The sequence below is a fragment of the Dehalogenimonas sp. W genome (assembly GCF_037094495.1).
Lineage (GTDB): Bacteria > Chloroflexota > Dehalococcoidia > Dehalococcoidales > Dehalococcoidaceae > Dehalogenimonas > Dehalogenimonas loeffleri.
The window spans coordinates 408,774-433,585 of sequence record NZ_CP146612.1 but is presented as its reverse complement, the minus strand read 5'-3'; the positions used below and the strand labels follow the sequence as shown (position 1 = coordinate 433,585).

Annotated in this window: 26 protein-coding genes, 1 tRNA gene and 1 pseudogene; 12 read left to right on the top strand and 16 right to left on the bottom strand. The window is 55.6% G+C overall.

Features of this window, described 5'->3' with window-relative positions:
- Positions 1-64: 64 nt before the first annotated feature.
- The 3 genes from V8247_RS02185 to V8247_RS02175 form a co-directional block, all read right to left on the bottom strand.
- The gene (locus V8247_RS02185; RefSeq protein WP_338738333.1) at positions 65-2,458 is read right to left on the bottom strand and encodes a GspE/PulE family protein; all 2,394 of its coding nucleotides are present in this window, start codon (positions 2,456-2,458) and stop codon (positions 65-67) included.
- A 79-nt stretch (positions 2,459-2,537) separates the two neighbouring features.
- Positions 2,538-3,239 carry a response regulator transcription factor gene (locus V8247_RS02180; RefSeq protein ID WP_338738331.1) on the bottom strand — a complete coding sequence of 234 codons (702 nt, stop codon included), beginning with the start codon at positions 3,237-3,239 and terminating at the stop codon, positions 2,538-2,540.
- 2 nt (positions 3,240-3,241) lie between these two features.
- A complete protein-coding gene (locus V8247_RS02175) occupies positions 3,242-3,481 on the bottom strand; it encodes a helix-turn-helix domain-containing protein (RefSeq protein WP_338738329.1) in 240 nt (79 codons plus the stop codon).
- Between the two features lie 171 nt (positions 3,482-3,652).
- Here V8247_RS02175 and V8247_RS02170 point away from each other — a divergent pair, with 171 nt between their 5' ends.
- Entirely contained in the window at positions 3,653-4,648 is a 996-nt protein-coding gene (locus V8247_RS02170; protein ID WP_338738327.1) for a tagatose 1,6-diphosphate aldolase, read from the top strand.
- 26 nt (positions 4,649-4,674) lie between these two features.
- On the opposite strand, the gene V8247_RS02165 is transcribed toward V8247_RS02170, so the two are convergent.
- Both V8247_RS02165 and V8247_RS02160 read right to left on the bottom strand, forming a co-directional pair.
- On the bottom strand, positions 4,675-6,051 hold the full coding sequence (locus V8247_RS02165; RefSeq protein WP_338738325.1) for a hypothetical protein: 1,377 nt from the start codon (positions 6,049-6,051) through the stop codon (positions 4,675-4,677).
- Between the two features lie 147 nt (positions 6,052-6,198).
- Positions 6,199-6,405, bottom strand: a complete 207-nt coding sequence (locus tag V8247_RS02160; protein ID WP_338738323.1) for a hypothetical protein — start codon at positions 6,403-6,405, stop codon at positions 6,199-6,201.
- Between the two features lie 125 nt (positions 6,406-6,530).
- Here V8247_RS02160 and V8247_RS02155 point away from each other — a divergent pair, with 125 nt between their 5' ends.
- Complete coding sequence (locus V8247_RS02155; protein ID WP_338738321.1) at positions 6,531-6,851, top strand: Smr/MutS family protein; 321 nt, start codon at positions 6,531-6,533, stop codon at positions 6,849-6,851.
- A 12-nt stretch (positions 6,852-6,863) separates the two neighbouring features.
- Here the strand turns inward: V8247_RS02155 and V8247_RS02150 are convergent, their stop codons facing one another.
- Positions 6,864-7,382: a deoxyuridine 5'-triphosphate nucleotidohydrolase gene (locus V8247_RS02150; RefSeq protein WP_338738319.1), complete on the bottom strand. Its 519-nt coding sequence runs from the start codon at positions 7,380-7,382 to the stop codon at positions 6,864-6,866.
- Between the two features lie 84 nt (positions 7,383-7,466).
- On the opposite strand from V8247_RS02150, the gene V8247_RS02145 reads away from it, so the two are divergent.
- Entirely contained in the window at positions 7,467-8,723 is a 1,257-nt protein-coding gene (locus tag V8247_RS02145; protein WP_338738317.1) for an MFS transporter, read from the top strand.
- Here the strand turns inward: V8247_RS02145 and V8247_RS02140 are convergent.
- Entirely contained in the window at positions 8,701-9,330 is a 630-nt protein-coding gene (locus V8247_RS02140; protein ID WP_338738315.1) for a VTT domain-containing protein, read from the bottom strand. The genes V8247_RS02145 and V8247_RS02140 overlap by 23 nt on opposite strands.
- Before the next feature lie 77 nt (positions 9,331-9,407).
- Between V8247_RS02140 and V8247_RS02135 the strand changes: the two genes are divergently transcribed.
- Positions 9,408-9,480: transfer RNA gene (locus V8247_RS02135), tRNA-Glu, on the top strand.
- A 146-nt stretch (positions 9,481-9,626) separates the two neighbouring features.
- On the opposite strand, the gene V8247_RS02130 is transcribed toward V8247_RS02135, so the two are convergent.
- Positions 9,627-10,769 (bottom strand): HRDC domain-containing protein, encoded by a 1,143-nt coding sequence (locus tag V8247_RS02130; RefSeq protein ID WP_338738313.1) that lies wholly within the window; start codon positions 10,767-10,769, stop codon positions 9,627-9,629.
- A gap of 185 nt (positions 10,770-10,954) precedes the next feature.
- Here V8247_RS02130 and V8247_RS02125 point away from each other — a divergent pair, with 185 nt between their 5' ends.
- The 5 genes from V8247_RS02125 to gltA all read left to right on the top strand — a co-directional run bounded on the left by V8247_RS02125 (position 10,955) and on the right by gltA (position 15,441).
- Positions 10,955-11,182, top strand: a complete 228-nt coding sequence (locus V8247_RS02125; protein ID WP_338738311.1) for a hypothetical protein — start codon at positions 10,955-10,957, stop codon at positions 11,180-11,182.
- 39 nt (positions 11,183-11,221) lie between these two features.
- A complete protein-coding gene (locus V8247_RS02120) occupies positions 11,222-12,385 on the top strand; it encodes an IscS subfamily cysteine desulfurase (protein WP_338738309.1) in 1,164 nt (387 codons plus the stop codon).
- Between the two features lie 87 nt (positions 12,386-12,472).
- Positions 12,473-13,039 carry a nuclear transport factor 2 family protein gene (locus V8247_RS02115; protein ID WP_338738307.1) on the top strand — a complete coding sequence of 189 codons (567 nt, stop codon included), beginning with the start codon at positions 12,473-12,475 and terminating at the stop codon, positions 13,037-13,039.
- Between the two features lie 152 nt (positions 13,040-13,191).
- On the top strand, positions 13,192-14,028 hold the full coding sequence (locus V8247_RS02110; RefSeq protein ID WP_338738305.1) for a sulfide/dihydroorotate dehydrogenase-like FAD/NAD-binding protein: 837 nt from the start codon (positions 13,192-13,194) through the stop codon (positions 14,026-14,028).
- Positions 14,029-14,043: 15 nt separating this feature from the next.
- On the top strand, positions 14,044-15,441 hold the full coding sequence (gene gltA / locus V8247_RS02105; protein WP_338738303.1) for an NADPH-dependent glutamate synthase: 1,398 nt from the start codon (positions 14,044-14,046) through the stop codon (positions 15,439-15,441).
- Between the two features lie 9 nt (positions 15,442-15,450).
- On the opposite strand, the gene V8247_RS02100 is transcribed toward gltA, so the two are convergent.
- Genes V8247_RS02100 through V8247_RS02085 form a run of 4 tightly spaced genes read right to left on the bottom strand, consistent with a single transcriptional unit; the run spans position 15,451 to position 18,772 of the window.
- Complete coding sequence (locus V8247_RS02100) at positions 15,451-15,639, bottom strand: hypothetical protein (RefSeq protein ID WP_338738300.1); 189 nt, start codon at positions 15,637-15,639, stop codon at positions 15,451-15,453.
- Positions 15,636-18,182 (bottom strand): heavy metal translocating P-type ATPase, encoded by a 2,547-nt coding sequence (locus V8247_RS02095; protein WP_338738298.1) that lies wholly within the window; start codon positions 18,180-18,182, stop codon positions 15,636-15,638. The genes V8247_RS02100 and V8247_RS02095 overlap by 4 nt, the downstream gene beginning before the upstream one ends.
- Positions 18,183-18,229: 47 nt before the next feature.
- Complete coding sequence (locus V8247_RS02090; RefSeq protein WP_338738296.1) at positions 18,230-18,448, bottom strand: cation transporter; 219 nt, start codon at positions 18,446-18,448, stop codon at positions 18,230-18,232.
- Positions 18,449-18,463: 15 nt separating this feature from the next.
- Entirely contained in the window at positions 18,464-18,772 is a 309-nt protein-coding gene (locus tag V8247_RS02085) for a metal-sensitive transcriptional regulator (RefSeq protein WP_338738294.1), read from the bottom strand.
- A 102-nt stretch (positions 18,773-18,874) separates the two neighbouring features.
- Between V8247_RS02085 and V8247_RS02080 the strand changes: the two genes are divergently transcribed.
- Genes V8247_RS02080 through purQ form a run of 3 tightly spaced genes read left to right on the top strand, consistent with a single transcriptional unit; the run spans position 18,875 to position 23,191 of the window.
- Positions 18,875-19,543, top strand: a complete 669-nt coding sequence (locus V8247_RS02080) for a class I SAM-dependent methyltransferase (RefSeq protein WP_338738292.1) — start codon at positions 18,875-18,877, stop codon at positions 19,541-19,543.
- 34 nt (positions 19,544-19,577) lie between these two features.
- A complete protein-coding gene (gene purL, locus V8247_RS02075; protein ID WP_338738291.1) occupies positions 19,578-22,424 on the top strand; it encodes a phosphoribosylformylglycinamidine synthase subunit PurL in 2,847 nt (948 codons plus the stop codon).
- Positions 22,418-23,191, top strand: coding sequence for a phosphoribosylformylglycinamidine synthase I (purQ, locus tag V8247_RS02070; RefSeq protein ID WP_338738289.1), 774 nt, complete (start codon positions 22,418-22,420; stop codon positions 23,189-23,191). The genes purL and purQ overlap by 7 nt, the downstream gene beginning before the upstream one ends.
- Positions 23,192-23,209: 18 nt before the next feature.
- Here purQ and V8247_RS02065 read toward each other — a convergent pair whose 3' ends face one another.
- The 4 genes and pseudogenes from V8247_RS02065 to V8247_RS02055 all read right to left on the bottom strand — a co-directional run bounded on the left by V8247_RS02065 (position 23,210) and on the right by V8247_RS02055 (position 24,699).
- Complete coding sequence (locus V8247_RS02065; protein WP_338738287.1) at positions 23,210-23,461, bottom strand: hypothetical protein; 252 nt, start codon at positions 23,459-23,461, stop codon at positions 23,210-23,212.
- Between the two features lie 27 nt (positions 23,462-23,488).
- Positions 23,489-23,656 (bottom strand): annotated as a pseudogene (locus tag V8247_RS09115) (double zinc ribbon domain-containing protein); the annotation flags it as partial.
- 19 nt (positions 23,657-23,675) lie between these two features.
- Positions 23,676-24,341 carry a zinc ribbon domain-containing protein gene (locus tag V8247_RS02060; protein ID WP_338738285.1) on the bottom strand — a complete coding sequence of 222 codons (666 nt, stop codon included), beginning with the start codon at positions 24,339-24,341 and terminating at the stop codon, positions 23,676-23,678.
- Position 24,342: 1 nt separating this feature from the next.
- Positions 24,343-24,699 carry a zinc ribbon domain-containing protein gene (locus tag V8247_RS02055; protein ID WP_338738283.1) on the bottom strand — a complete coding sequence of 119 codons (357 nt, stop codon included), beginning with the start codon at positions 24,697-24,699 and terminating at the stop codon, positions 24,343-24,345.
- Positions 24,700-24,812: the final 113 nt, after the last annotated feature.

Below are 24,812 nucleotides of genomic sequence, written 5' to 3'. Positions count from 1 at the left end.
TAAGTGTTCTAATAAGTATTATACTCCGTTTTGCAATAGTATATATGATTTAAATCAGGCTTTTTTAGAACGCTTCCTCCGGTGAATAGGCGTTTCGCAGTACTTCTGACGGCGTGGTGATACCTTCCTGAACCTTGAGCATGCCATCTTTCATTATGGTAACCATGCCCTCCCGGATAGCCTGGTGGTGAATATCGCCGGCGCTGGCACCCTCAAGGAGCATCCGCTTCAGAGTTTCCGAGAAAAACATAATCTCATAGATACCCACCCGGCCCAGATAGCCGGTGAAGGCACAGGATTTACAGCCGGTGCCATAGGTGAATTTGGTGCGTTTCTCGCCGGTTTCCCGCTCATAAGCCACCTGTTCAATGATCGGGGCTTCCACTTCATGGTTGCAATAGGGGCAGATGCGGCGCACCATGCGCTGGGCCACAACGCCGATGACGGCTGAAGAGATCAGGAATGGCTCCACCCCCAGATCAATCATCCGGAAGAGGACGCCGACCGTATCGTTGGCATGGATGGATGACAGCATCAAGTGGCCGGTCAGAGCAGCCTGAACGCCGATGTTAGCGGTCTCTGCATCCCGGATTTCACCGACCATGATGACATCCGGGTCCAGGCGCAGGATGGAACGCAGACCGGAGGCGAAGGTGATGCCGGCCTGAACATTAACCTGAATCTGGTTGATGTCCTTGAAACGGTATTCCGCCGGGTCCTCAATGGTAATGACGTTGCGGCCTTTGGTGTCAATGGTGGACAAAGACGCATACAGCGTGGTGGTCTTGCCGGCACCGGTGGGGCCCGATACCAGAATCATGCCGTAAGGCACCCGGAGCATGCTTTCATATTTAGCCAGGGTTTTTTCGTTAAAGCCGAGTTGCGGTAATTGGAGCAAGCCACGGGATTTATCCAGAATACGCAACACCGCCATTTCACCATGAACGGTGGGCGCGGTAGCCACCCGGATATCAATGTTGCGGCCGCCCGAAACAGTGGAGAACTGGCCGTCCTGGGGATGATGATGGTCGGCGATATTCAATGACGACAGAATCTTGATGCGGGAGACGATAGCCCGCTGGACGCTGATGGGCAGGCTCATCATCTCCTGAAGGGTGCCGTCAATGCGGAAACGTACCCGCAGGCGCTCTTCATCCGGTTCCAGATGAATATCTGAAGCACGGGCTTTGACGGCTTCCTCAATGATCAGGTTAAGCGCCTGGGCCAGTGGGGCGTCCATGGCGGCGTCAACGGCCATGGATTCGTCGCTGGCTTCAGAAGAAATGGAAACGCGCGACAGGAACTTGTCCACCTCGCCATAGCCCTTGTAATTGAAATCCATGGCATCACGGAGTTCATTTTCGTCGGCCTTGACGGCTTTCACCCGGCGTTTGGAATAGGCGGACAGCGCCTCAATAGCCATGATATCGGACGGGTTACACATGGCCACTTCCAGCGTGTTGCCGGTAAGTTTGATGGGCATGGCGGAGTAGCGGCGGGCCATGATTTCAGGAATAAGCTTGAGAGCTTCCGCGGTGGGAGCCTGTCGTAACGATGGTTCCTGGCTGGAAGATTTATCACTTTTAGGTTCCGTTTTCGGGACAGCCGGAATTGGCGGGACAGAGGTGGCTGCCTGCGGCTTTTCCGGCGTTTTGACGTCAGTCTCAGCCGGTTTTTCCTGGGTTGCCGGCTCTATTTTGGCTTGGGATAACGGCCTGGGTTCCAGTTCAATAATCTTGATCTTCTGGCTGTCAGCGAATTTGCGGGCTTCCGGCGTCAGCGGTGCCGTGGTGGCGATAAATTTGGCCCCCACCCGGGTATCGTAAGCCTTGGTGTCAAAAACTGAGATTTCTTCCAGATTGACCATGGGAACGTTATCAAAAATATCAATGCCCAGGCTGTGTTCCCGGGAGCCATTGGATCTGGCCAGCAGGTCAAAGGTGTGTTCCACACCGCTGCGGCCGGACAGGACCGCGTGTTCTTCCACCCGGTAACCGGTCTTAATTAAGGCTTCAACCAGTTCAGCCCGGCTGACAAACTTGAGCGGTTGGTTCAGTGTCGGCGCGGCGGCGGTTGACGGGTCATTCTGGCTGAACAGCGCAGCCAATGACCCTTCGTCAAATATTTGGACCTTCTGGCTGTCGGCGAATTCCTGGGATTTGGCCACCAGTGCCGAAGGCAGGATGACCACCCGTTCATTGATGCCGGCATCATAGGTTTTGTTGGCAAAAGCGAAGATGGCTGATTCTGCGGCCGATTGATCAGACAAACCGGACAGGACGGCAAAAGCGATGGTGCGCTGGGTAAAGCCGTCATTGCGGCGGCCAAGGATGTCAAAAGTGTGTTCCAGCCCGGAACGGCCCTTAAGCGCCGCTTTTTCCGTGACCTCATAACCCTGACCGCGCAAATAGGCCGACAGTCCGGCGGCGATGTTTTTTTCGGTGGCGGATACCGGCATTCTTTAATTCCCCTTATTCAAGTTAATCATACAATTTATGTTAGTTCAAACGCGCTGAATATTATTAACGAACGTTATTTTACCCGGCTTGTTCATGGCCTTTATCCTGACCCAGGGGGATATACCCCCGGCGGATGGCCAGTACGGCGGCATGGGCGCGGTCATTGGCATTGAGTTTGCGCAGGATGGCCGAGACATGGTTCTTGATGGTCTGTTCGCTTATTTTAAGCTCGGTGGCAATCTGCTTGTTGGTCAGGCCGTCGGTGACGCGGATAAGTATCTGGCGCTCCCGCTGTGTCAGCGGGGTGACCACGTCCAGGCCGTCATCATCATCGGCCAGTTCCTGGAAGTTCTTTAGCACCCGCTGGGCGATGTTGGGACTCAGCAGGCTTTCATTGATGGGGTATTCACCGCGGGAAGCGCGCTGGATGGTTTCCAGCAGTTGTTCCGGCGTGGAACTCTTCCGGACACAGGCCACAGCAGCGGTGCGGATGACATCAAAAAGCTCCGCGTCATTGGGGTCGGGTGACAGGATAATGACCCGGATGTTGGGGAACAGGCGCACAATCTTCCGGCCCAGGTCCAGCCCGTTCTGGGAGGTGAGATCCGAGCCGAGCAGCACCACCTCCGGCATGGTTTCTTCTATTCTTTCCAGCGGCTTGTCCGAAGGGTCGCACTCAATGACTTCATAATCCTGCTTATTTCCCAGAGCGTGGGCCACGCCGGAACGGAAGAACGGCTGCTCATCGCAGACCATGATTCTGGTCTTGTGCATATTCATGACTATTCTCCTTGTTCCTCAGAGCCGGAGGCACCATTGTCCGGGTGGCGGTGGCCAGCCAGAAAGGCGTCTATATCCTCCCGCCGGAAGCGGCGGTCGCCCCGGGGGCCTAACTGATAGGATTTAAGCGTGCCCTGGTTGCTCCAGCGTCTGACGGTATTGATATGAACGTTGAGAACGACGGCCACTTCACTGGTGGTCAGCATCGGTGTCACCGCCGGCCGGTTAACTGTTTGCCCCATAACTCTTCAAACCTTCCTTTAACTAACTATAGCTCACCAAATAGTACTATACATCAACCCTGAGGCATATACAAGACCCCAATTAGTACTTATTTTTCAGTACCTTAGTCACTCCATGATGGGGATACTGTCAGGATTGCGTTAAGCCCCAAACAGGGGCATAATCAGAGTATGGGAATTGATGATGCATTGACCATCGGCAAATTACGCGGCTTGCAGCAACTGGCGGATGCTCAAGGGTTATTTATTATGACCGCCATGGATCACCGCGGCTCATTGGAAAAGGGACTTTGCATTGACCCTGACGCCGACTGCTTCCGGCTGATGGTGGATTTCAAGCTTGATTTATGCCGGGCTCTGGCCCCGGCGTCATCCGGAGTGCTGCTTGACCCGATTTATGGGGCCGCCCAGGCCATAGCATCAGGCGCTTTGCCCGGTAACACCGGCCTCCTGGTCAGTGTGGAGGCCACCGGTTATGAGGGCGGTAAAACGGCCAGGGTTACCCGGCTGCTGGACGGCTGGGGGGTGGAGAAAATCAAACGCCTCGGTGCCTCAGCCGTTAAAATGCTGGTCTATTTCAGGCCGGATTCGGGTGACCTGGCTACTATCCAACTGGATACGGTGGCTAAGGCAGCTGCGCAATGCCGGGAGCATGACATTCCGTTTCTGGTGGAACCGGTAAGTTATGCGCTGGACGGGGAGTCCGCTGAAGCGTACGGCGCCAAAAAGACCGACATAGTCATCGCTACGGCGAAAATGATGACGGCGCTGCCTATTGACGTGCTTAAGGCGGAGTTCCCTGCTGACATGAAGCTGGTTACCGATGAAGGGAGGCTGCTGGATGCCTGCCGGGCGCTGGACGCGGCTTCCGCCAAACCCTGGGTGATTCTCTCCGCCGGGGCTGATTTCAGCGTCTTCCGCCGTCAGGTGGAGCTGGCTTGCCGCGCCGGAGCCTCCGGCTTTTTAGGCGGCCGGGCAATCTGGCAGGAAGCCGTTGCCATGACAGACCGTGATGCCCGGCGGCGATTTTTTGAAACGACGGCGTTAGCGCGGCTGAATGAATTGATTGACCTGACCCGACAGTGGGGCCGGCCCTGGTACCGGAGTGCCGACGGGATTCAAGAAGAGCGGGCCCTTCCGGACGCGGATTGGTACCGGAACTACTGATTTTATACTTTTACCTGGTGGGGTGATTATTCCGCCGGGCGGGACGCCACCGCATCAAGTACGAAGATGTTGTCCTTGTGGCTCACTTCAACCACACCGGGTAAAGACCGGAGGGTAGCATGGAACAGCAACGGCTGTTCCAGTGTCAGTTTAATGGTGATGACGTGACCGGAACCGGACAGCGCGTTCAGCCGGCAGCCATCGGTGTTCAGCAAGGCTTCCTTAATTTCGGCGATGGTCTGCGCCGGGAAGCTGTTCAGGTGCAGGGCATAAACTCCGGGCGGGATTTCCCCGGCTGATGCGGGTTCTGATTCAATGATTGCAGCAACCGGTGCCGCGGCCTCCGGGATTTCATCCGGTGCAGTTGCCGGAGGGCCGGCAGCCGCTGCCACTGGTTTGCCGGCTTCTTTTTTGGCAATCTTTTCAGCTTCAGCCTGTTCTTTCGCGGCCTGCTCGGCTTGCTGTTTTTCCAGTTTAGCCTGAAGCTCGGCTTCTTTTTTGGCACGCTTCTCAGCTTCAGCCTGTTCTCGGGCGGCCTGCTCGGCCTGCTGCTTTTCCAGTCTAGCCTGAAGTTCGGCCTCTTTTTTAGCGCGTTTTTCGGCTTCGGCCTGCTCTCTGGCGGCCTGCTCGGCTTGCTGTTTATCCAGTTTAGCCTGAAGTTCGGCCTCTTTTTGGGCACGCTTTTCAGCTTCGGCTTGTTCTCTGGCGGCCTGCTCGGCGCGGACGCGGGCCTCAGCCTCTTCCCGGGCTTTAGCTTCCGCTTCTTGTTTGGCCCTCGCGGCGTCTTCTAATTTTTGGCGGCGATCATTTTCCGCCTTTTCCCGGGCGGCTTGCTCGGCCTGCTGTTTTTCCAGTTTAGCTTGAAGCTCTGCCTCTTTTTGGGCGCGCTTTTCTGCTTCGGCCTGTTCACGGGCTTCTTTTTCCTGGCGCTGTTTATCCAGTTTAGCTTGAAGTTCCGCTTCTTTTTGAGCTTTCTTCTCCGCCTCTGCTTGTTCTCTGGCGGTCTGCTCGGCTTGTTGTTTTTCCAGTTTGGCCTGAAGTTCTGCTTCTTTCTGAGCTTTTCTTTCTGCTTCAGCTTTCAGGCGGGCATCCTGTTCAGCCCGGCGACGGGCTTCCTCGGCCTCCCGGGCTTGTTGTTTGGCCAACTCTTTCCGGGCTTTTTCCGACAACTCGGCGGTGTCCTGGTCTTGAACCTCAGCCTGGGGTTTTTCCGGTTTCATCGTTTCTGACTCTCCCGCTTTTTCGACGACGGCAGAGGGCTGTTGCCGGTCAGGTTGGGCTTGTTCTTCAGTCTGGAGATTGCGCACAATCTCCTCGGCCTCACGGGCATCCCGACGCTGCCTTTCGGCGGCCAGTCTTTCCGCCTCTTTGCGGATACGTTCTTCTATGCTGCGTTCGTCCATGGGGACCTCCCTGTCCGATGTCAAAGCCCGTTAGCTTGAAGTATAAGAGGCGGCAAGGGGGGTGTCAATAGTTATTGACAAATCGGAAATGGACAAACGGGAATTACCGGGTATATCAGGGCGTTTCAGGGTCAGAAAAACAGCGCCTCAGCGGCTGCCGAGGTAAAAATGCCAGTCCGGGTCGGTTACTTTCTTATGAAGACGGGCATCGCCTGATTCCGGCAGGGGAATTTGAAAACAGCCGCCTTCAGGCAGGGCGTAAAAAACCTTGCGGTTCTCCGACTGCGGCAACAAGCCGACCGGACGCGCACCCTCATTGAGGGACAGCGGATGTAACTGCTTTATTGTTGTCATGACAGTATCCTCCACCACTGATTATAATAGTCCTTCATACGAAAGGGAATAGGTATTTTTACCTAATCAGGGTCAATAAACGCCTGTTTCCGACCGGCCGGGGCTTACAGGTGTTATAATCAGTCATGGGCCGTAAAAAACCACGAAAAAGCCAGACTGCTCCGGTTGCCGGCCACCCGTCACCGGGGGCTGCTGAATTTGCGCCGGAGATTGACCTGCATGCTCTGACGGTGATGGAGGCGCTGGATAAACTGGATGAGTTCATCCATGATGCTTTTCAAGCCGGGCATTACCGGGTGCGCGTGAATCACGGCAAGGGCACCGGGGTGTTAAAACTGGAGGTCGGCCGTTATCTGGCCGGGCATCCGCTGGTTATCAGCCACCGCCAGGCAGACGTTTGGCACGGCGGGTCGGGCGTCACTGAAGCTGACCTAAGTTACCGATAGAAACGGCAGGTCTTAGTAACGGATGGTGTTTTCGTTCTGATAAATGCCTTCATAACCTTCGGTGGTGCCGGATAGCCGGAAGAACACCAGCTGCATCAACCGGGCGTTTCGCTCAAAGGTAATACCGTCCCGGTTATAAACCACCATCAGTGACTGAGAACGCCCCGAATATCCGGCGTCCCAGACGGCGGTGTGGATGGCGGTGCCGCAGCGCAGCAGGCTGGAGCGGGCGCGGCCCAGGGCCATAACATTTTTAGGCAGGCTGACGACCTCATTATAAGTGATCAGGTAATTCCCCGGGGGCAGGTGGATGCGACCGGTATCGTCGTAGGTTAATGGGGTCAAAGTGGATAGTTCCCGGCCGGTGTTGCTGACCGGGATAACTCCCTGGCCTTTAATACTGAAAACCTCTTTCAAAGTCAGGTCTACACCATTGGGCTGCAACTGGGCTTCCAGATCAGGGTAATCCGTCAGGAGCGGCGGCGTGCCCTGGATAAGCTGGAGTAATTCCGTTTTCGCTAAGGCTGTCATGCCCGGAAGTGTAGCACGGGCGGCGCGGTTCCGGCAACGGGTGGGCCGATTGAGAAAAGCCTCAGGCTCTGCTAAAGTGGCCGCATGAAACGGTTAAGGTTTCCAGTACTGGGGATAAGCGATTATCTCAAGATTACCATTCTCGGTCTGGGCCTGACCGCTTTGTCCCAAAGTCTCCACGGTATTATTCTGCCCCTGCGGGTGCTGGATTTTGTCGGTGAAGCCGATAAAAACACCGCTTTGGGGGCTTTGACTTTTACCGGTCTGGTTATTGCCGCCCTGTGGCAGCCGGTAGCCGGGGCGTTGTCGGATTCTACGGTGACCCGCTGGGGACGGCGCAAGCCTTATGTCATCGGCGGCGGTATCGCCGGGCTGCTGCTGTTGCCCGGCATCGGCCTGGCGGGCAGTTTGGCAGCCTTGTTTGTCTTGTATTGTCTGCTGCAACTGGCCAGTAATACCGCCCAAGGTCCCTATCAGGGTTATCTGCCGGAACTGGTTTCACCGGCTTATCGCGGAAGGGCCTCATCTTTAAAGTCATTGATGGAAATCATGGGCGGCGCGGTGGCGGTGCTGGTGGTCGGTCGGCTCCTGTCCGGCTATACCATGGCAGACGACCGGGGATTGTGGACCGCGCTGTGGCTACTGGCGTTGTTGAACATGGGAATCCTGGTTTATCTGTGGAAACGCCTCCGGGAACCGCCGATTGTCTTACCGCTGCCTAAATTCAAGAACCCGCTGCTGAGTTACCGCTTTAACCTTAAAGAAGTGCCCGGATTCGGCTGGTTTCTGGCCTCCCGTCTTCTGGTGCTTATGGCCGGGGCAACAATCCAGCAATTTGCCCTTTATTATATCCGGGATGTTATCGGCGTGAGCGACCCGGCCGGGGCGACCGCCGGATTCCTGGTAATAGCGGTGGCGGGGATGGCGTTGTCGGTGTTTCCGGCAGGTTATCTGGCAGACCGGTATGGGCGGCACCGGTTATCAATGGCGGCGGCGCTTACCGGGGCATTTGGTATTCTTATTCTGATCGTCTGGCCGACCGCCGCTGCGGTTTATGTGGCGGCTGCCATTACCGGTTATGCCACCGGTACCTTTGTGGTGGTTAACTGGGCGCTGGCGGCGGATCTGGTAGTGCCCGGTCAGGAAGCGCGTTATCTGGCCATCGCCAATATGGCGACCGCCGGTGGGGCGGCGCTGGCCAGACTCATCGGTCCGGTGATTGACCATTTTAACGGGGTATCAGCTAATATGGGTTATCAGGTCATGCTTTCAGCGGCGCTGCTTTATTTTGTGATTGGGGGGTTGTTGATTCTGAAGGTTAAGCGGCCAGCCAGTCAATAACCTGATCCCAGCCCAGTGCGCCGGCCCAGGCCAGGATGATGTAGAGGACGCTGCGGCCCAGGAAGCAGGCGATAAAGAACTTGCGAGCCGGGAAACGCATGACTCCGGCGGTAATGCCGGCCACGTCAAAGACCAGCGGTGCTGCCGACAGCCCGAAGATAGCCCACATGCCGTAGCGGTCCAACCAGCCGTGAACGCGTTGGTACCACTTGTGGTGTTGCGGCACCACCGCCCGGCCGGAAAAGCCGGCCAGATAACCGGTCATTTCACCTATCGCCGCGCCCAATGCGGCGGCCAGACCCACAAAGGTGGGCGAAGGCATCGCGGCCCCAAGGGCAGCGAGTACCAGAAAATTACCCGCCGGCAGCACAACGGTAGCATTGAGCATGGCACTGATTAAAAAGGCACCCAGATAGCCGTATTCCTGAAGTTTCGCGGTCAGGTCGGGGTTGGAGTTATAGACATACAGGACGCCGCCGACGATGACGACGACGAATACGATGGACAGTATCGGTAACAGCCGCCGCTGAACCCAGACGCCGTTTTTAGGGGCCAGGTGTTCGTCAGCCGGCGGTTTCAAGTCTTCGGGTGTATCCGGGTTATTCATCGGCAGTCATTTTAGCATAAACCGCGCCTGACGTTTGTCAGCGAACAGGTTTTTTGCTATACTACTTCGGTTATCGTGCCCCCATCGTCTAGTGGACTAGGACAACGGCCTTTCACGCCGTCAACAGGGATTCGAATTCCCTTGGGGGTATTCTAAATTCTTCCCAGTTTGCCTTTCAAACCCCGGTATTGTCTCTTCAGATATTGACGTCCTCTTATAACCCCTGATTTGAGGGTGAAGTGTGTACCCATCAACAAATTGAGTTATCTGTACTATCTCGGCCGCCCGGCATCCGTTTATGGATTGAGCGGTGGCTCAGAATCCAAAACCGCCTGAAGCGTCATTCCAAAATTGTCCCGCTGCCACCGGCGAATGGCGGGCATTTCCAGTTCAATCTGCAACGTGTCCGGTGCTAAGGCTAAACGTCCCAGGCTGGCGGTCGGCCAGATGAGATCAGGTTCCAGGTAAAGGTTGGTGCAAATAGAGGAACGCCATTCTTTGAGCCGGTTAAGGCGTTGCAACTGCTGAGCGTTCAGGCGCGGCGGCGGATTCACTGACGGCAGAATGACCGGCGATGCCGACAGCCCGGCGCGCAAGGCCTGTTTGAGCGCTGGTCCAAATCGGTCCAAAACGTGTTTCCCGATGCCGGGCACTGCTGCAAGGTCGTCAACGGGGTTAACCGCGAGGCTGATCAGGGCGGAGTCCGGCATGACATAAAACGGCGGCCGGTTCCAGCGCCGGGCTTCGGCTTCACGAAAACTAACCAGACTTTTCAGGACGGCCAAACCGCGCGGGTTAAGCGTATAGGCGCCTTTAACCGACAGATAAACTGTTTCGGGGTCGGGCGGGTTGTAGCGGACTGCTTCAAGCCGGGCGTTTTCTTCCGATACCCAGGCGGTTCGGCCCAGAGCTTCCAGTTTTTGGTCCAGTCCTTCCTGAAGTCTGATGAGGTAACGAACGTCTCCGGCGGCATAGTCAACGGCTTCACCTGACAGCGGCCGTTGTCCCCAGTCGGCTTTTTGCAACGCCGCCTTTTTTTCAATGGTGAGACCGAGCATTTCCTGGATAACGGCCACCAGACTGAATTGGGTCAGGCCGATAAAACGGGCGGCGATTTTGGTGTCGTAGACATTATTAAGACGAAAGCCGCCGTGCCGGTCAAGCGTGCGGAGGTCGGAGTCGGCGGTATGAAACAGTTTCTTAATGGTGTTGTCATTAAATACCTCATGGAGCGCCGATATATCATTGAGCGAAATCGGGTCAATCAGATAGATTTTACGGCGGGTGGCAATTTGGATGAGGCAGAGTTGTTCCGGGTAACGGTGCCGGCTGTTGGATTCGGTGTCAACGGCAAGGACATCGGAATGTCGCATATCGGCAGTTGCCCGCTCAAGTTCAGGGGTTCGGGTTATCATTGCTGCGGGCGGATAATCAGACATGGGGTCTCTCTAATTCATTGTGCGTTTCATGCCAATATACCGGAACTGAAATCTTTTCGCCAGAATTCTACCGGGTCCCTGATGGCAGATGTATACCCGTTTGACACAACGCGGAATCAAAAGGATAATTGAAAGGTAGATACAGTTATATGGGGCCCTTTTAGGCCTGAGGGTTGGAACCGGTATTGAGTGAACGTACTTGTCATTGCTACGGCTGCGGCCGCAACCAGGGGGTGGAGTCTTCGGATCTGCCATGCCTGACGTTGCAGGGCTGGTATATCGTATCTCATCTGAAAGGGCCGGAGGATATCAAACGCTACGGCTTCTGTTCGCTGACCTGTCTGCAGCGCTGGGTCAATGAAAACACCCCTTCAATACCGGAAATATTTTTCAGCAGCCTGGATGATTTTTAGCCCGCCTTTTTTGGGTTTGTTTCGGTTATAATAGACGATATGACTCGCATTTATCTGGATTATGCCGCCACCACTCCGGTAGCCCCGGAAGTTATAGAAGCCATGCAGCCTTACTTTCAGGCTGTTTCCGGGAATCCGTCGGCAATCTACGCTGAAGGCCAGCAAGCCCGGCAGGCGGTTGAAGGCGCCCGCGCCGCCTGCGCCCGGGTTATTAACGCCCGGTCTGACGAGATAACCTTTGTCAGCGGCGGCACCGAAGCCGACAATATGGCGCTGGCTGGGGTGTGCCGGGCTTCGGCTAAGAGTCATCCCCATATCATAACCACTGCGATTGAACATCACGCCGTACTGGAAACCTGTCACTTTCTGGAAAAGCAGGGTGTCGCGGTGACGATACTCCAGGTTGACGGTCAGGGGTTCGTTGACCCGGTTAGTGTTGAAAAAGCCCTGCGGCCGGATACGGTGCTGGTTTCCGTCATTCTGGCTAATAATGAAATCGGGGTCATTCAGGATTTGGCTGCCATATCCCGGATTACCCGGCCGGCCGGTGTTTATCTGCATACCGATGCGGTGCAGGCGTTCGGCCGGATTCCTGTGGATGTTCAGGCCCTGGGCGTGGATTTACTCAGCATTTCAGCCCACAAGTTGTACGGGCCTAAAGGCATCGGTGCGCTTTATATCCGGAAGGGCACCCGCATAGCGCCGCTGATTTGGGGCGGCGGGCAGGAGCGGGGCAAACGTTCCGGTACTGAAAATGTGCCGGGTATCATCGGTCTCGGCAAAGCCGCTGAACTGGCGGCTGCTGACCTGACCGCGGAAGCCTCAAGGTTGACGCTCCTGCGAGACCGGCTGATTGCCGGCGTTCTGGCCGGGGTGCCGGGTTCACGCCTGAACGGGCATCCGACCCGTCGTCTGCCGAATAATGCCAACTTCAGTTTTGATTATGTGGAGGGGGAGTCGGTTTGCCTTAACCTGGACCTGGCGGGCATTGCCGCTTCTCCGGGTTCCGCTTGTTCCTCGACCAGCACCTCGCCTTCGCACGTTTTGACGGCCCTGGGCTTACCGCCGCATCAGGCTTTCGGTTCCCTGCGCTTATCACTGGGGCGCGGGACTGGTAAGGCGGGGATTGACCGGGTGATGGCCGTTTTGCCTGAGGTTGTCAGCCGTCTGCGCGCCATGTCGCCGGTGGCGCGTCAGCAATAATTACCGTAACGTAAAGGCTTGACACTGATGCCATGTTTAGCCTATAAAAGTACTTCAATTGATTTATAAAAAAGGGAGAGATGACAGATGAGAGCTGATTCTGAGACACGCAGCGCTATAAATGCCTTACTTGAAGAGTATAAATATGCGCTTGAGGCTAAAAATGTTGACGCGCTGCTGAATGTAACCACCAAGGATCCCAATATGCTCAACATCGGGCCGGGCCAGGAAGAGATGAGCATCGGCCCGGGACAGCTTAAAGAACGTTTTGAGAAACATTTCGCCATGGCGGATACCGTGGCGGTGAAGTACGGTTATACCACTATCAAGGCTAACGGTGATGTAGCCTGGGTCTCCAGCCATCTTTATGAGACGCTGACCAAAAATACCAGAGAGCTGGTATTGGACATGCGCCTGACGGCAGTGGCGGAAAAGATTGACGATAATTGGAAGTTCTCGGAAATGCATCTGTCCATCCCGGCTGAGGTCAAGATGCCGGAGCCGACACCGGAAGAAAAAGAGGCTGAAGAGGCTGCCGAGGCTGAGCGCAAGGCCGCCGAGGAAGCCAAACGCAAGGAAGAAGAAGCTAAACATGAGGCGGCACTCAAAGCCGATGAGCCGCCGGCTGACCAGTCATTCTTTGACTATTACTAAAAATCGTTACGGTTCTGAATCAGGGAGTGCGGTCAGCCGCACTCCCTTTTTTATGCCGCGTCAGGCTTGAACAACGGGGTCTTATAGTGATAGATTATGGCACGGTACTGGTACTTCAGTCTTAATCCTGTTAATGCCGTCAAGGAGTTTTATTGTATCCCATTATTGCTGTTGACGAACTGGTCCCCAGAGTCAGGTTGTATCGTATTCACGCGCCGCGGGTGGCTCAAAAAGCTGCCGCCGGTCAGTTCGTAATCCTGCGGGTGGATGAAAAAGGGGAGCGCATTCCGCTGACTATCGCTGACTGGGACGCCGCCGAAGGCAGCGTGTCTGTGGTATTTATGGAAGTCGGCACCACTACCACCAAACTCGCCCGGCTGGGGGTCGGCGACAGCATCGCTGATTTCGTCGGCCCGCTCGGCAATCCCACTGAAGTGGAAAACTTCGGTACTGTCTGCCTGATGGCCGGAGGGTTTGCTACGGCGACCATCATGCCCATTGCCCGGGCCATGAAAGCCGCCGGTAATTACATTATCACCATTGTCGGGGCGCGCAATAAAGACCTGCTTTTCTGGCAGGACCGTTTGGCTGAGGTCAGTGACGAACTGATTATCAGTACCGATGACGGTTCCGCCGGCCGAAAAGGCGTGGTGACCGAGCCGATAAAAGAAAAACTGGAGCGGGGCGATAAAATTGACCGGGTTATTGCCATCGGCCCCAGCATTATGATGAAGTTTTCCGCCCTGACCACTCAGCCTTACGGCGTCAAGACCATTGTCAGTATGAACCCCATTATGATTGACGGTACCGGTATGTGCGGTTGTTGCCGGGTGTCGGTGGCTGGACAAACCCGCTTTGCCTGTGTGGATGGCCCGGAATTTGATGCCCATGCCATTGACTGGGACTCATTCATGTCGCGCCAGCGCACCTATATTGACGAAGAAAAGCGTTCTCTGGAACTTTGCCGCTGTCCTGAGGGGCCGGGATGAAAACCGGAGTCTGTCATGGCTAAGCTGGACCTTAACCGGGTAGGGATGCCCAAGCAGTCGGCAGACCAACGGCGGCTTAATTTTGACGAAGTCGCGCTGGGTTATTCCGCTGAAGAGGCTTTACAGGAGGCGTCCCGCTGTATTGACTGCAAGGCCCGGAACTGTGTGGTTGGTTGCCCGGTGGCCATTGAAATACCGGATTTTATCCGTTCATTAAAAAACAACGACCTGCCGGAAGCCGCCCGGATACTTAAGCGGACCAATGCGTTGCCCGGCGTCTGCGGCCGGGTTTGCCCTCAGGAGAGTCAGTGCGAGGCTGTTTGTACGCTGGCTAAAAAGGGAGCGCCGGTCGCCATCGGGCGGCTGGAGCGTTACATTGCTGACTGGGAATTGGGGCAGTCGGCCAAAACTGCCCCGGGAGAACTCCGCGCACCCACCGGCAAGCGCGTCGCCGTCATCGGCGCCGGTCCCGCCGGTCTGACCGCTGCGGCGGAACTGGCCCGGCTGGGACATGAGGTCACCGTGTTTGAATCCCTCCACGTTGCCGGTGGCGTACTGATGTACGGCATACCGGAGTTTCGCTTACCTAAAAGCATCGTGCAGTCTGAGGTGGATTACGTCAAAAGTCTGGGCGTAAATATTGAACTTAACGCCGTCATCGGTAAGACGCTGACCATAGATGAACTGCTGGCTGGCGGCTTCCAGGCGGTGTTCCTGGGTACCGGTGCCGGACTGCCGCTTTTCCTGAATATTGAAGGTGAAAATGCACCCGGAGTTTATTCAGCCAATGAGTTTTTATCCCGGGTCAATCTGATGAAAGCCTGGCGCTTTCCAGAGTACGATACACCGCTAAAGGTTGGTACGGAGGTTGTCGTCATCGGCGGGGGCAATGTAGCCATGGATGCTGCCCGGAGTGCTGTCAGACTGGGGGCCCATGTCACCGTAGTTTACCGGCGCAGCCGGGAAGAGATGCCGGCCCGGATTGAGGAAGTGGAAAACGCCGAAGAAGAAGGCATTGATTTTCTGTATTTAACCAATCCCGTCAGTTTTCAAATCAACGAACACAAGTGGGTTAACGGCATGACCTGTCAAAAGATGGAACTGGGTGAACCCGATGCCAGCGGTCGTCGCCGGCCGGTGCCGGTGGCCGGTTCCGAGTTTAATCTGCCGGTTGACATGGCCATTATTGCGCTGGGTACCCGACCTAATCCGTTGATTGCCCGCGCTACCCCGGATTTGGAATTCGCCGGTAAAGGAAATGTGATTGCCGATGAACAAACCGGCCTGACTAGGAAACAGGCTGTCTGGGCCGGCGGCGACATCGTGACCGGCGCCGCCACCGTTATTTCTGCCATGGGCGCCGGTAAAGCGGCGGCGGCGGATATTGACCGCTATCTCGCCGGGCTGGAGTGAGCCGGGCGGCTACTTTTTCGTCAGGCCGGTGATCGCCGGCATCAGCACAATCATCAGCAGGATAAATATCCATACGGAACCGCCGATCCGCTCCACTCCGGAATAGCCTCCAGACGCAGTTACCATCAGAAACAGTGCTGAACCCAGCAGCGACAGACCGGTATAGACGACGGCGGCAAATCCGGGCTTTATTTTCATACAGCGCCTCGGGCTTTAATAACGTTGCGGCGGATGGCGGGCACAAAGCCGCGCATTCGCAGTGTGTTCAGCGTTACCGATAATGAGCTGGTGGCCATCAGCAGTGCCGCCAGTTCTGGTGAAACCATCTGTCCGGTAAAGGGATAGAGCAGTCCCATCCCCAGCGGGATAGCCAGGGTGTTGTATCCGAAAGCCCAAAACAGATTCTGCCTGATCAGTCCCAGTGTCTGCCGTCCTACCTGAAGCGCGGCCACCACGTCCAGAATGTCGTCCCTGACCAGAATGACATGGCCGGTTTCTTTGGCGACATCGGTTCCGGAACCGATGGCAATGCCGACATCAGCCTGGGCCAGCGCCGGGGCGTCGTTGATACCATCGCCGACCATGCCTACCTTCAGTCCCTCGGCCTGGAGTTTCTTAACCTCACCCGCTTTATCTTCCGGCAGCACTTCAGCCAGCACCTGGTCTATGCCGACCTGCCGGGCAACCGCATCCGCGGTCCGGCGGTTGTCGCCGGTAATCATCAGCACGCGGATGCCCAGACGTTTGAGTTCGGCGACAGCCGGGGCGGAGGTTTCTTTGAGCGTGTCGGCCACGGCCACAATTCCCGCCATTGCATCATCAACAGCCACAAACATGGCCGTCTTACCCTCATGTTCCAGCCTGACGGCTTCCGTTTCAACTGAGGCAATGTCAATGCCGTGGTCGGCCATCAGCTTGCGGTTTCCTAACAGCACCCGGCGGTTGTTAAATAGGGCGGCGACACCGTGGCCGGGTAAAGCGCTGAAGTTGGTTGCTTCGGCCGGCTGGGTACTCTCTTCCTGATAGGCCCGGACGATCGCTTCTCCCAGCGGGTGTTCGGAGTGTTTTTCCACTGCCGCTGCCAGGTGTAAGACTTCATCGCGTTCAAAACTTCCCGTGGTGACTACGTCGGTCACCGAAGGTTCACCGCGAGTCAAAGTGCCGGTTTTATCAAATATTATGGCATTTAAACGGGCGGTGGTTTCCATGGCATCGGCGCCCTTAAACAGGATGCCGTATTCGGCACCTTTGCCGCTGCCGGCCATCACCGCAGACGGCGTGGCCAGTCCCAGCGCACAGGGGCAGGAGATGACCAGCACGGTGACGGAGGTCAGCAGGGCGAAGCCGAAAACACCGAGCCCGTGCAGGGTATATGGGGTCAGAATCAATTTCGTTTCCGGTGTAAACCACAGGTCATAGCCGAAGAAAAACCAGAAGAGAAATACCAACAGGGCAATAATATGAACGCCTAGGATAAAGTGACCGGCTACCCGGTCGGCCAGTTTTTGGATGGGGGCGCGGGTCGTCTGGGCATCCTCAACTAGTTTGATGATCTGGGCAAGTGCTGTTTCTTGGCCGACGCGTGTCGCTTTGAAGCGAAAAGCGCCGGTCTTGTTCATGGTGCCGCCGATAACCTCATCGCCGACCTGTTTTTCCACGGGCAGGCTTTCGCCGGTAATCATGGCCTGGTCAACGGCGGAATAACCTTCAATAATAATGCCGTCAACCGGCACCGCTTCTCCGGGGCGCACCGCGACGATGTCGCCGGCGACGACGTTGTCAGCCGGTATCTCCAGTTCCTGACCGTCGCGGATCACCCGCGCCATTTTGGGTTGCAGCTTCATCAAGCGGCGAATGGACTCTGAGGTGCGGCCGCGGGTGACGGCTTCCAGATAGCGTCCCAGGATGATGAAGGCGGTCAGGAGGGCGGCTGCTTCGTAAAAAGTGGCTTCAGGGCCGCCGAAACCTGCCTCCGGGAAGAAGGTGTTGATGACGGCAATAAGGTAGGCTGCCCCGATACCTGTGGCGTACAAAAGGTTCATGTCGGTCAACCCGCGCCGAAGGCCGTTCCAGGAGTTTACGAAGAATTGCCGTCCCGGCCCAAAAACGATAGGGGTGGTCAGCAAGAACAGAAAGATCTTATTGTTCATCCATTCCGGAATGAAAGATGACAGAATCCAGTACGGCTGAAACATACCCAGCATTACCAACAAACCCATTGTCCAGGCGATAATAAGATTACGTTTTTGCTTCTTTATCTCGGCTTCCCGGGCCGCCTGTTCCTGGTCCAGTGCCGCCTGGCCTTCAATCTTTTCCACCGCGCCGTAACCTGAATCCTTGATGACGCTGATGATTTCCGCCAGCGGCGTCACCGCCGGGGCATATTCAACTGAGGCACTGCCGGTGGAGAGGTTGACGATGATATGGTAAACACCGGGCATATTGCCGATAACCCGCTCCACGTTGTTAACGCAGGAGGCGCAGGTCATGCCGGTAATGGTCAGCTTGGCGTTATTAAAAGCCGCGGAGTAACCCACGTCCTCAATCGCTTTCTTGAGGTCAGCCAGGCTGGCCGCCGCCGGGTCGTAGGACACCAGCGCCTTGCTGGTCGCCAGGTTGACGGTAGCCGCCGTGACGCCGGGCACGGTTTTCAAGGCGGACTCTACGTGCCGGACGCAGGCCGCACAGGTCATGCCGCCGATAAAAAGGTTTATGGGCACGGTTTTTTGATGTTCAGTCATTGGTCAGCTTCCTGAGATAGCGGTCTGGAACCGGTTCCCGCTGGAATTTATTCGTCGTTAGCAGTGGCTTCGTAGCCGGCATCAGTGACCGCCTGCTTCAGGGTATTGAGGTTGGTTGCCTGCGGATCAAACTCCACGGTCGCCTGACCGGCGGCCAGGTCAACGGTGACCGCGGCGACGCCGTTCTGTTTTTTGAGGGCGCTTTCTACGTGTCGGACGCAGTTGCCGCAGCTCATGCCTTTAATGGTCAGTGTGGTGGTCGTCATCATGCTTCTCCTTTTTTATCTTTTCAAGGCTTTACGAATGGATTTCATCAGTTCCTTGATGTGAGCTTCGCCGGAAGCCTGGTCGGCGCGGATAGCTCCGGCGACACAACCCTCAATATGGGTTTCCAGCAATTTGAGCGACAGCTCATCTGCCGCCGCCGACAGGGCGGTCAACTGCTGGACGATGTCCAGGCAATAACGGCCGTCGGTTATCATTTTCTCAATACCGCGGGCCTGCCCCTGAATCTTCTTGACTCTGGTCAGCAAGGTTTCCGTCTCGGCGGTGTAGAGATAGCGTTCCTGCACGGCTGGGGCGTTTTCCATTTGTCATCCTTTAGGTTAATATACTATATACTACCATAGAGTATAAATAACAACAAAATCATGGCTTCAGTCTGGTTTTACTGCTAAAATGAGCCTCAGGTGATGACTGACTCCAAAAATAATCAGGTTTGTATTGTCTGCCCGTCGCCGGCGGCGGCTTTTTTCATTACGGCTGACGGTCGTGACTATTACCGTTGTCCCGTTTGCCGGGCAACTTTTCTGGACCCCGCTCACAGAATGCCGCGGGAAAGGGAATACGAGCGGTACCGGCAGCACCGTAATCATCCGGATGACCCGGCCTATCGCGCGTTTTTGTCGCGGCTGGCGATACCTTTTTTGGAGGTGCTGTCTGACGGGCAGAGTGGTCTGGACTATGGCTGCGGTTCGGGGGCGGCTCTGGCTGAAATACTTAAGGAAGCCGGACATCAGGTGGAGCTGTATGACCCCTTGTTTTATCCTGACCGCCGGGTGCTGGAACAAACCTATGATTTTATTACCTGTACCGAAACGGCGGAGCATTTTCACCAGCCAGCGGCAGAGTTTACCGGTTTTGACCGTTTGCTTCGTCCCGGCGGCCGGCTGGCGGTTATGACCTGTTTCCAAACTGATGATGCCGCCTTTGTTGACTGGTATTATCGCCGTGATCCCACTCATGTAGTTTTTTATCGTGAAGAGACACTGCGGTTTATCGCCGCCGGTCTGGGATGGTCCTGCCGGTTCCCGGTCAAAGACGTGGTGCTGATGCAAAAACCTTCGTCTGGCAAAGATTAGCCCCACCGGCTGATTTTGGCTATAATAAAGCATCTTGATTTACCGCATTGATGTTTCACCCGTTTCCAATCTTACCGACCGGCGCGGTGCGGCGCTGTTAAAGGACATCGCCGACCTTAATCTCAGTGGTGTCACCAATGTCAGAGTTTCCGACGTGTACTGGCTTAAGGGCGATATTGAACGATCTGACGCCGATATCGTGGGCCGAGAGCTGTTGGCCGACCCGGTGACCGAGACGTTCTCCGTGGAACAACCCGTGGAAAAATCATTTACCGGTCAGGCGGTGCTGGTTGTTCACAATCCGGGTGTTGCCGATCCGGTGGAAGAGACCATTCTGAAGGCAGCGGCGGATCTGGGCGTGACTCTTTCCGGCGCCCGAACCGGCAAGCTCTATCTTCTGGAAGGTGATTTTGACGCCGATACCCTCACCTTGATTACCAACCGGCTGTTGCTCAATCCCATTATTCAGCATGCGGTGACGCCGGCCTCGGTCATTTTCGGGGAAAACCCGGTTTATGATTTTGCGCTGCGGGAAGTTGACCTGCTGGATGACGATTCCGCGCTGTGTGCCGTCGGCCGAGATTTCTGCCTGTCACCGGACGAAGTCCGGGTCGCCGCTGATTATTATCAGAAAGCCGGCCGCAAGCCGACAGATGTGGAATTGGAAACGCTGGCCCAGTCATGGAGTGAGCATTGCGTTCACAAGACCTTCAAGGCCAGATATAACCTTGACGGTCAGGTCATAGATAACTTACTCAAATCCACTATTGCCCGGGCGACCAAACAGCTTGACAAGCCCTGGTGCCTGAGCGTTTTTGTGGATAATTCCGGTGTGATTGATTTTGATGGTGAGTACGCCGTCTGTTTTAAGGTGGAAACCCACAACCATCCCTCAGCGGTAGAGCCTTATGGCGGCGCTGCCACCGGTTTGGGCGGGGTAATCCGTGATGTCCTAGGCACCGGGCTCGCCGCCCGTCCCATTTTTAATACCGATGTTTTCTGCTTTGGCGAACCGGATATGCCGTACGAAGAAGTCCCGCCCGGTGCGTTGCACCCCCGCCGGGTATTTAAAGGTGTTCGCTCCGGGGTGGCTGATTATGGTAATCGCCTGGGTATTCCCACTGTCAATGGGGCGGTGCTTTTTGACGAACGGTACACCGGCAATCCGCTGGTCTATTGCGGCACTGCCGGTATCATGCCGGTCTGGGCAGCTAAACCGGGACAGCAGTCCCCGGGTGATCTGGTGGTGCTGATGGGCGGCCGAACCGGTCGTGACGGCATTCACGGGGTTACCTTTTCATCCGAAGCACTGTCCGATAAGAGCAATGAGCAGTCCTTTTCCTCGGTGCAGATCGGCAACCCCATCGTGGAAAAGCGAATGATTGAAGCCATCATCCAGGCTCGGGATGAAAGACTTTTCAGCCGCATTACCGATGTCGGCGGCGGCGGGTTGTCCTCCGCAGTCGGCGAGATGGGAGCTGACACCGGAGTGGAAGTTCACCTGGACCGGGTACCGCTGAAATACTCCGGTTTGTCCTATGCCGAGATCTGGATTTCCGAGTCTCAGGAACGGATGGTGCTGGCCGTTCCGCCGCAGCACTTTGCCCGCCTGGAAGAAATTTGTCGCGGCGAAGGTGTAGAAGTTTCCGCAATAGGTGAGTTTACCGATGACAAAAAATTAAAACTTCATTATAAAAACCATCAGGTCTGTGACCTGGATATGGATTTTCTGCATGAAGGACGGCCGCAACTGGAACTCGTGGCCACCGACCGGCCGTCGTCAAATCCGGAGCCGTCGTTTCCCTGCCCGGAGCGGCTGGATGATGATCTGTTACAGCTGTTAGGCCGGTGGAACACCTGCTCCAAAGAATGGGTTATCCGCCAGTACGACCATGAAGTTCAGGGCAGCAGTGTACTGAAACCGCTGGTAGGCCGGCAATCCGACGGTCCGGGTGACGCCTCTATCGTCAAACCCGTTGCCGGTTCGCAGCGGGGTGTGATTGTTTCCTGTGGCATCAATCCGGCTTATGCCGATGTGGATGCCTACAATATGGCGGCCTCAGCGGTTGATGAAGCGGTGCGGCAGATTATCGCCGTCGGCGGTTCGCTGGATCGCCTGGCGCTGCTGGATAATTTCTGCTGGGGTTCAGCCACTGATCAGGCCGCCCTCGGCGCGCTGGCCCGGGCGGCTCAGGCTTGCGCCGATCTGTCACTGGCCTATGAAACGCCTTTTATCTCCGGTAAAGACTCATTGAATAACCAGTTCCGGGTGGGTGATAAAATCGTATCCATTCCGCATACTCTGTTAATCTCGGCTATCAGTATTATGGCGGATACCTCAAAAGCCGTCACCATGGATTTCAAGTCACCCGGCAACCTGATTTATGCCATCGGCCGTACCCGGGCAGAACTCGGCGGGTCGGCCTACTATGCCCACCGGGGTTGTATCGGTAACGGCGCTCCTGCGGTGGATACGGCCCAGGCCCGCGCTATCTATGAGCGTCTGGCGGCGGCTACCGATAAAAGATTGGTGCAGGCGTGCCATGACCTGTCTGAAGGCGGCCTGGGTGTTGCCCTGGCGGAAATGGCTTTTGCCGGAGGATATGGTGCTGATGTATCCCTGTCCAAGGTAATGCGAGATAATGACATTATCCGTGACGACACGTTGCTTTTTGCGGAATCCAATTCCCGCTTTTTGGCTGAAGTCGCACCGGAAAACCGTGCTGCATTTGAAGAGGTAATGGGCATGACCCCGGTCGCCCTAATCGGTGTGGTGGCCTCGGATGACCGGGTGGTCGTTAAGGGCTTGAACGGCAACGTTGTCATTGACCAGGGGATAACTGATTTGAAGAATGCCTGGCAGAGGCCGCTTAAATGGTAACCGAGGTTAAGGTTTTAGTTCTTAGGGCTCCGGGTACCAATTGTGACCGGGAGATGGCTGAGGCCTTTCAACTGGCCGGTGGCGTACCGCGGGTCGTTCATATCAACGAGCTTATCTCCGGGGAAGTTAACCTCCGGGATTATCAGGTCATCGGCCTCGCCGGTGGTTTTTCCTACGGCGATGACCTGGGTGCCGGCAAGGTACAAGCCAATGAGATGCGCCTGCGTCTTTTTGAGGCATTGAAGGGGTTTATGACTCGCTCTGGTTTGATTATCGGAGTCTGTAATGGTTTCCAGGTCCTGATTAAGACCGGCATCCTGCCCGGGCCGCCTGACCCCGCTTTGCCGCTGGTCACCCTGACCAATAATGATTCCGGACGTTTTGAATGCCGCTGGGTTAAACTGACCGCTGAACCCTCTAACCCTTGTGTCTGGACTGAAGGTATTACTCAACTTGAGGTGCCGGTAGCTCATGGTGAGGGCAAACTGGTAGCTGCACCGGAGATGTTGTCCCGTCTGCGTCCGGTCTTCTATTATGCCGATGAGTTTGGAAAGCCGACTGCTGAATATCCGGCTAACCCTAACGGCGCACTGGATAATATCGCCGGCCTGACCGACAACACCGGCCGGGTGTTTGCCCTGATGCCTCATCCGGAACGCTTCATCCGCGCCTCCCAGCGCCCCAGATGGACGCGTCAGAGTATTGATGAACCCGGAGCCGGACTAAAAGTCTTCCAAAACGGTATTAAAGCCGCACGAGATAGCTGAACGATTTTATCGTTGCCTTTAGTCAAAACTGAAATCAGATAATGCAAGACCGCCTGACAGCATGAAGGCGACACCAATCCATAGAAAAGTTATAAAAAATCCCAACCCCAACATCTGCCGAGCCCTGCCCCCATTACTTTCTTTTATCACCGCCCAGGCGATAATACCGCCCAACCAGCCAAATAATATCGGTAACAGCCACCAGACCCCGGAAGGATGGCCGGTTTTGTTATTCTGCATGCTGCCGGCGCTCGGGATAGATTCGGGCAACGGGCCCATCGCTGAACCACAACTTTCGCAGAATTTGGACGCGGCAGGATTGCCTTTTCCGCACCTTTGGCAGTAGATCTGTGATACAGCCTTCATCGCCGGTGGAGCCGGCGGAACAATTTCAAGTTTAGCCCCGCAGTTTCCGCAGAAACCGGATCCGGCTTCATTTATCGATTGGCACCTGGGACAGCGCATACTATTCCTCCGTAAATGACTACTGCAATGTGCGGCCGCAATGATTACAATATTTCTGGGTCGGCGTTGCCGTCTGTCCGCAATTTGGGCACGATGAGCCGACAGGGACTGTAAACGAACCCAGAGCCGTCCCGCAATTGCGGCAGAATTTTCTTGTTGATGAATTGGACACAGCACACTTGGGGCAGATTGACCCCTGCAGAATTGATGGTGATACATTGGCAGGGGCGGTCAATAGACGCCTGACCAATAAAGTGGCGTTCATTCCAATGGCGATTCCGGTCGCTAGATATACCGATGAAAGGCCGTAAGCTGCGATGGTATCCTGGCCCAGCATTGCCAAAGCCTGGGTCGCACTGAAGGACACGCCCCAGATAATCAGATATATGACAGACCTTTTGGCGGTAATCTTATCACCGGTGATGTTGATTTTTGTGGTAAACCCCTGGAAAACCCCGCCAAACAGGCCTATGCCCAGCAGTCCCCAGGAAAGAAGCGTAGGTTCACTCAGATTGAGCAGGAAACGGTAAAGCAGCAAAAACAGAGCGCTGAATAATATCTGGGCAATCAATCCGGTTACCATTAATGGCCGTGGTTTGCCGATCGTTCTCATCATTGCAAAGACCGATAACAGGACGAGTGGTATAGAGGCGTATCCGGCGATTAACATTACGGTATTCAACATATTACTGTCTCTCTTGCCCACAGTGATTGCAGAACCTGGCCTCTGCCGCCAGACGACTTCCGCAATGACGGCAGAAAACCGTAGTTCTGTCGGTCTCGGTTCGGACAATGGCCGTCGTGCCACAATTCAGGCAGAAACGAGCAGAATCCGGCAGGCCATGACCGCATTTGAGGCATCTGGCTCCTTGATCCAGTGTTGACATATAATGCTGCCACCCTTTTTGAATGGTTGCCACCAGTTCTCCTGCCGGTGTACCGTCGCTTTGCCACTGATTATTTACCAGTCGGTACCATTTCCCTGAACCGGCGCCGATAGTCCACACCGTTCTCTGACTGTCGTAGAATCGAAGTGCTTTCAAGGCTTCGCCCAACTCCCGGAATGTAAACTTTCCCTTTCTGTGGGCCTGGAAAAGAGTGTGAAATATAGTTTGCACTTCAATTGGTTGAAAACAGCGGGGGGCTGGTATACAAA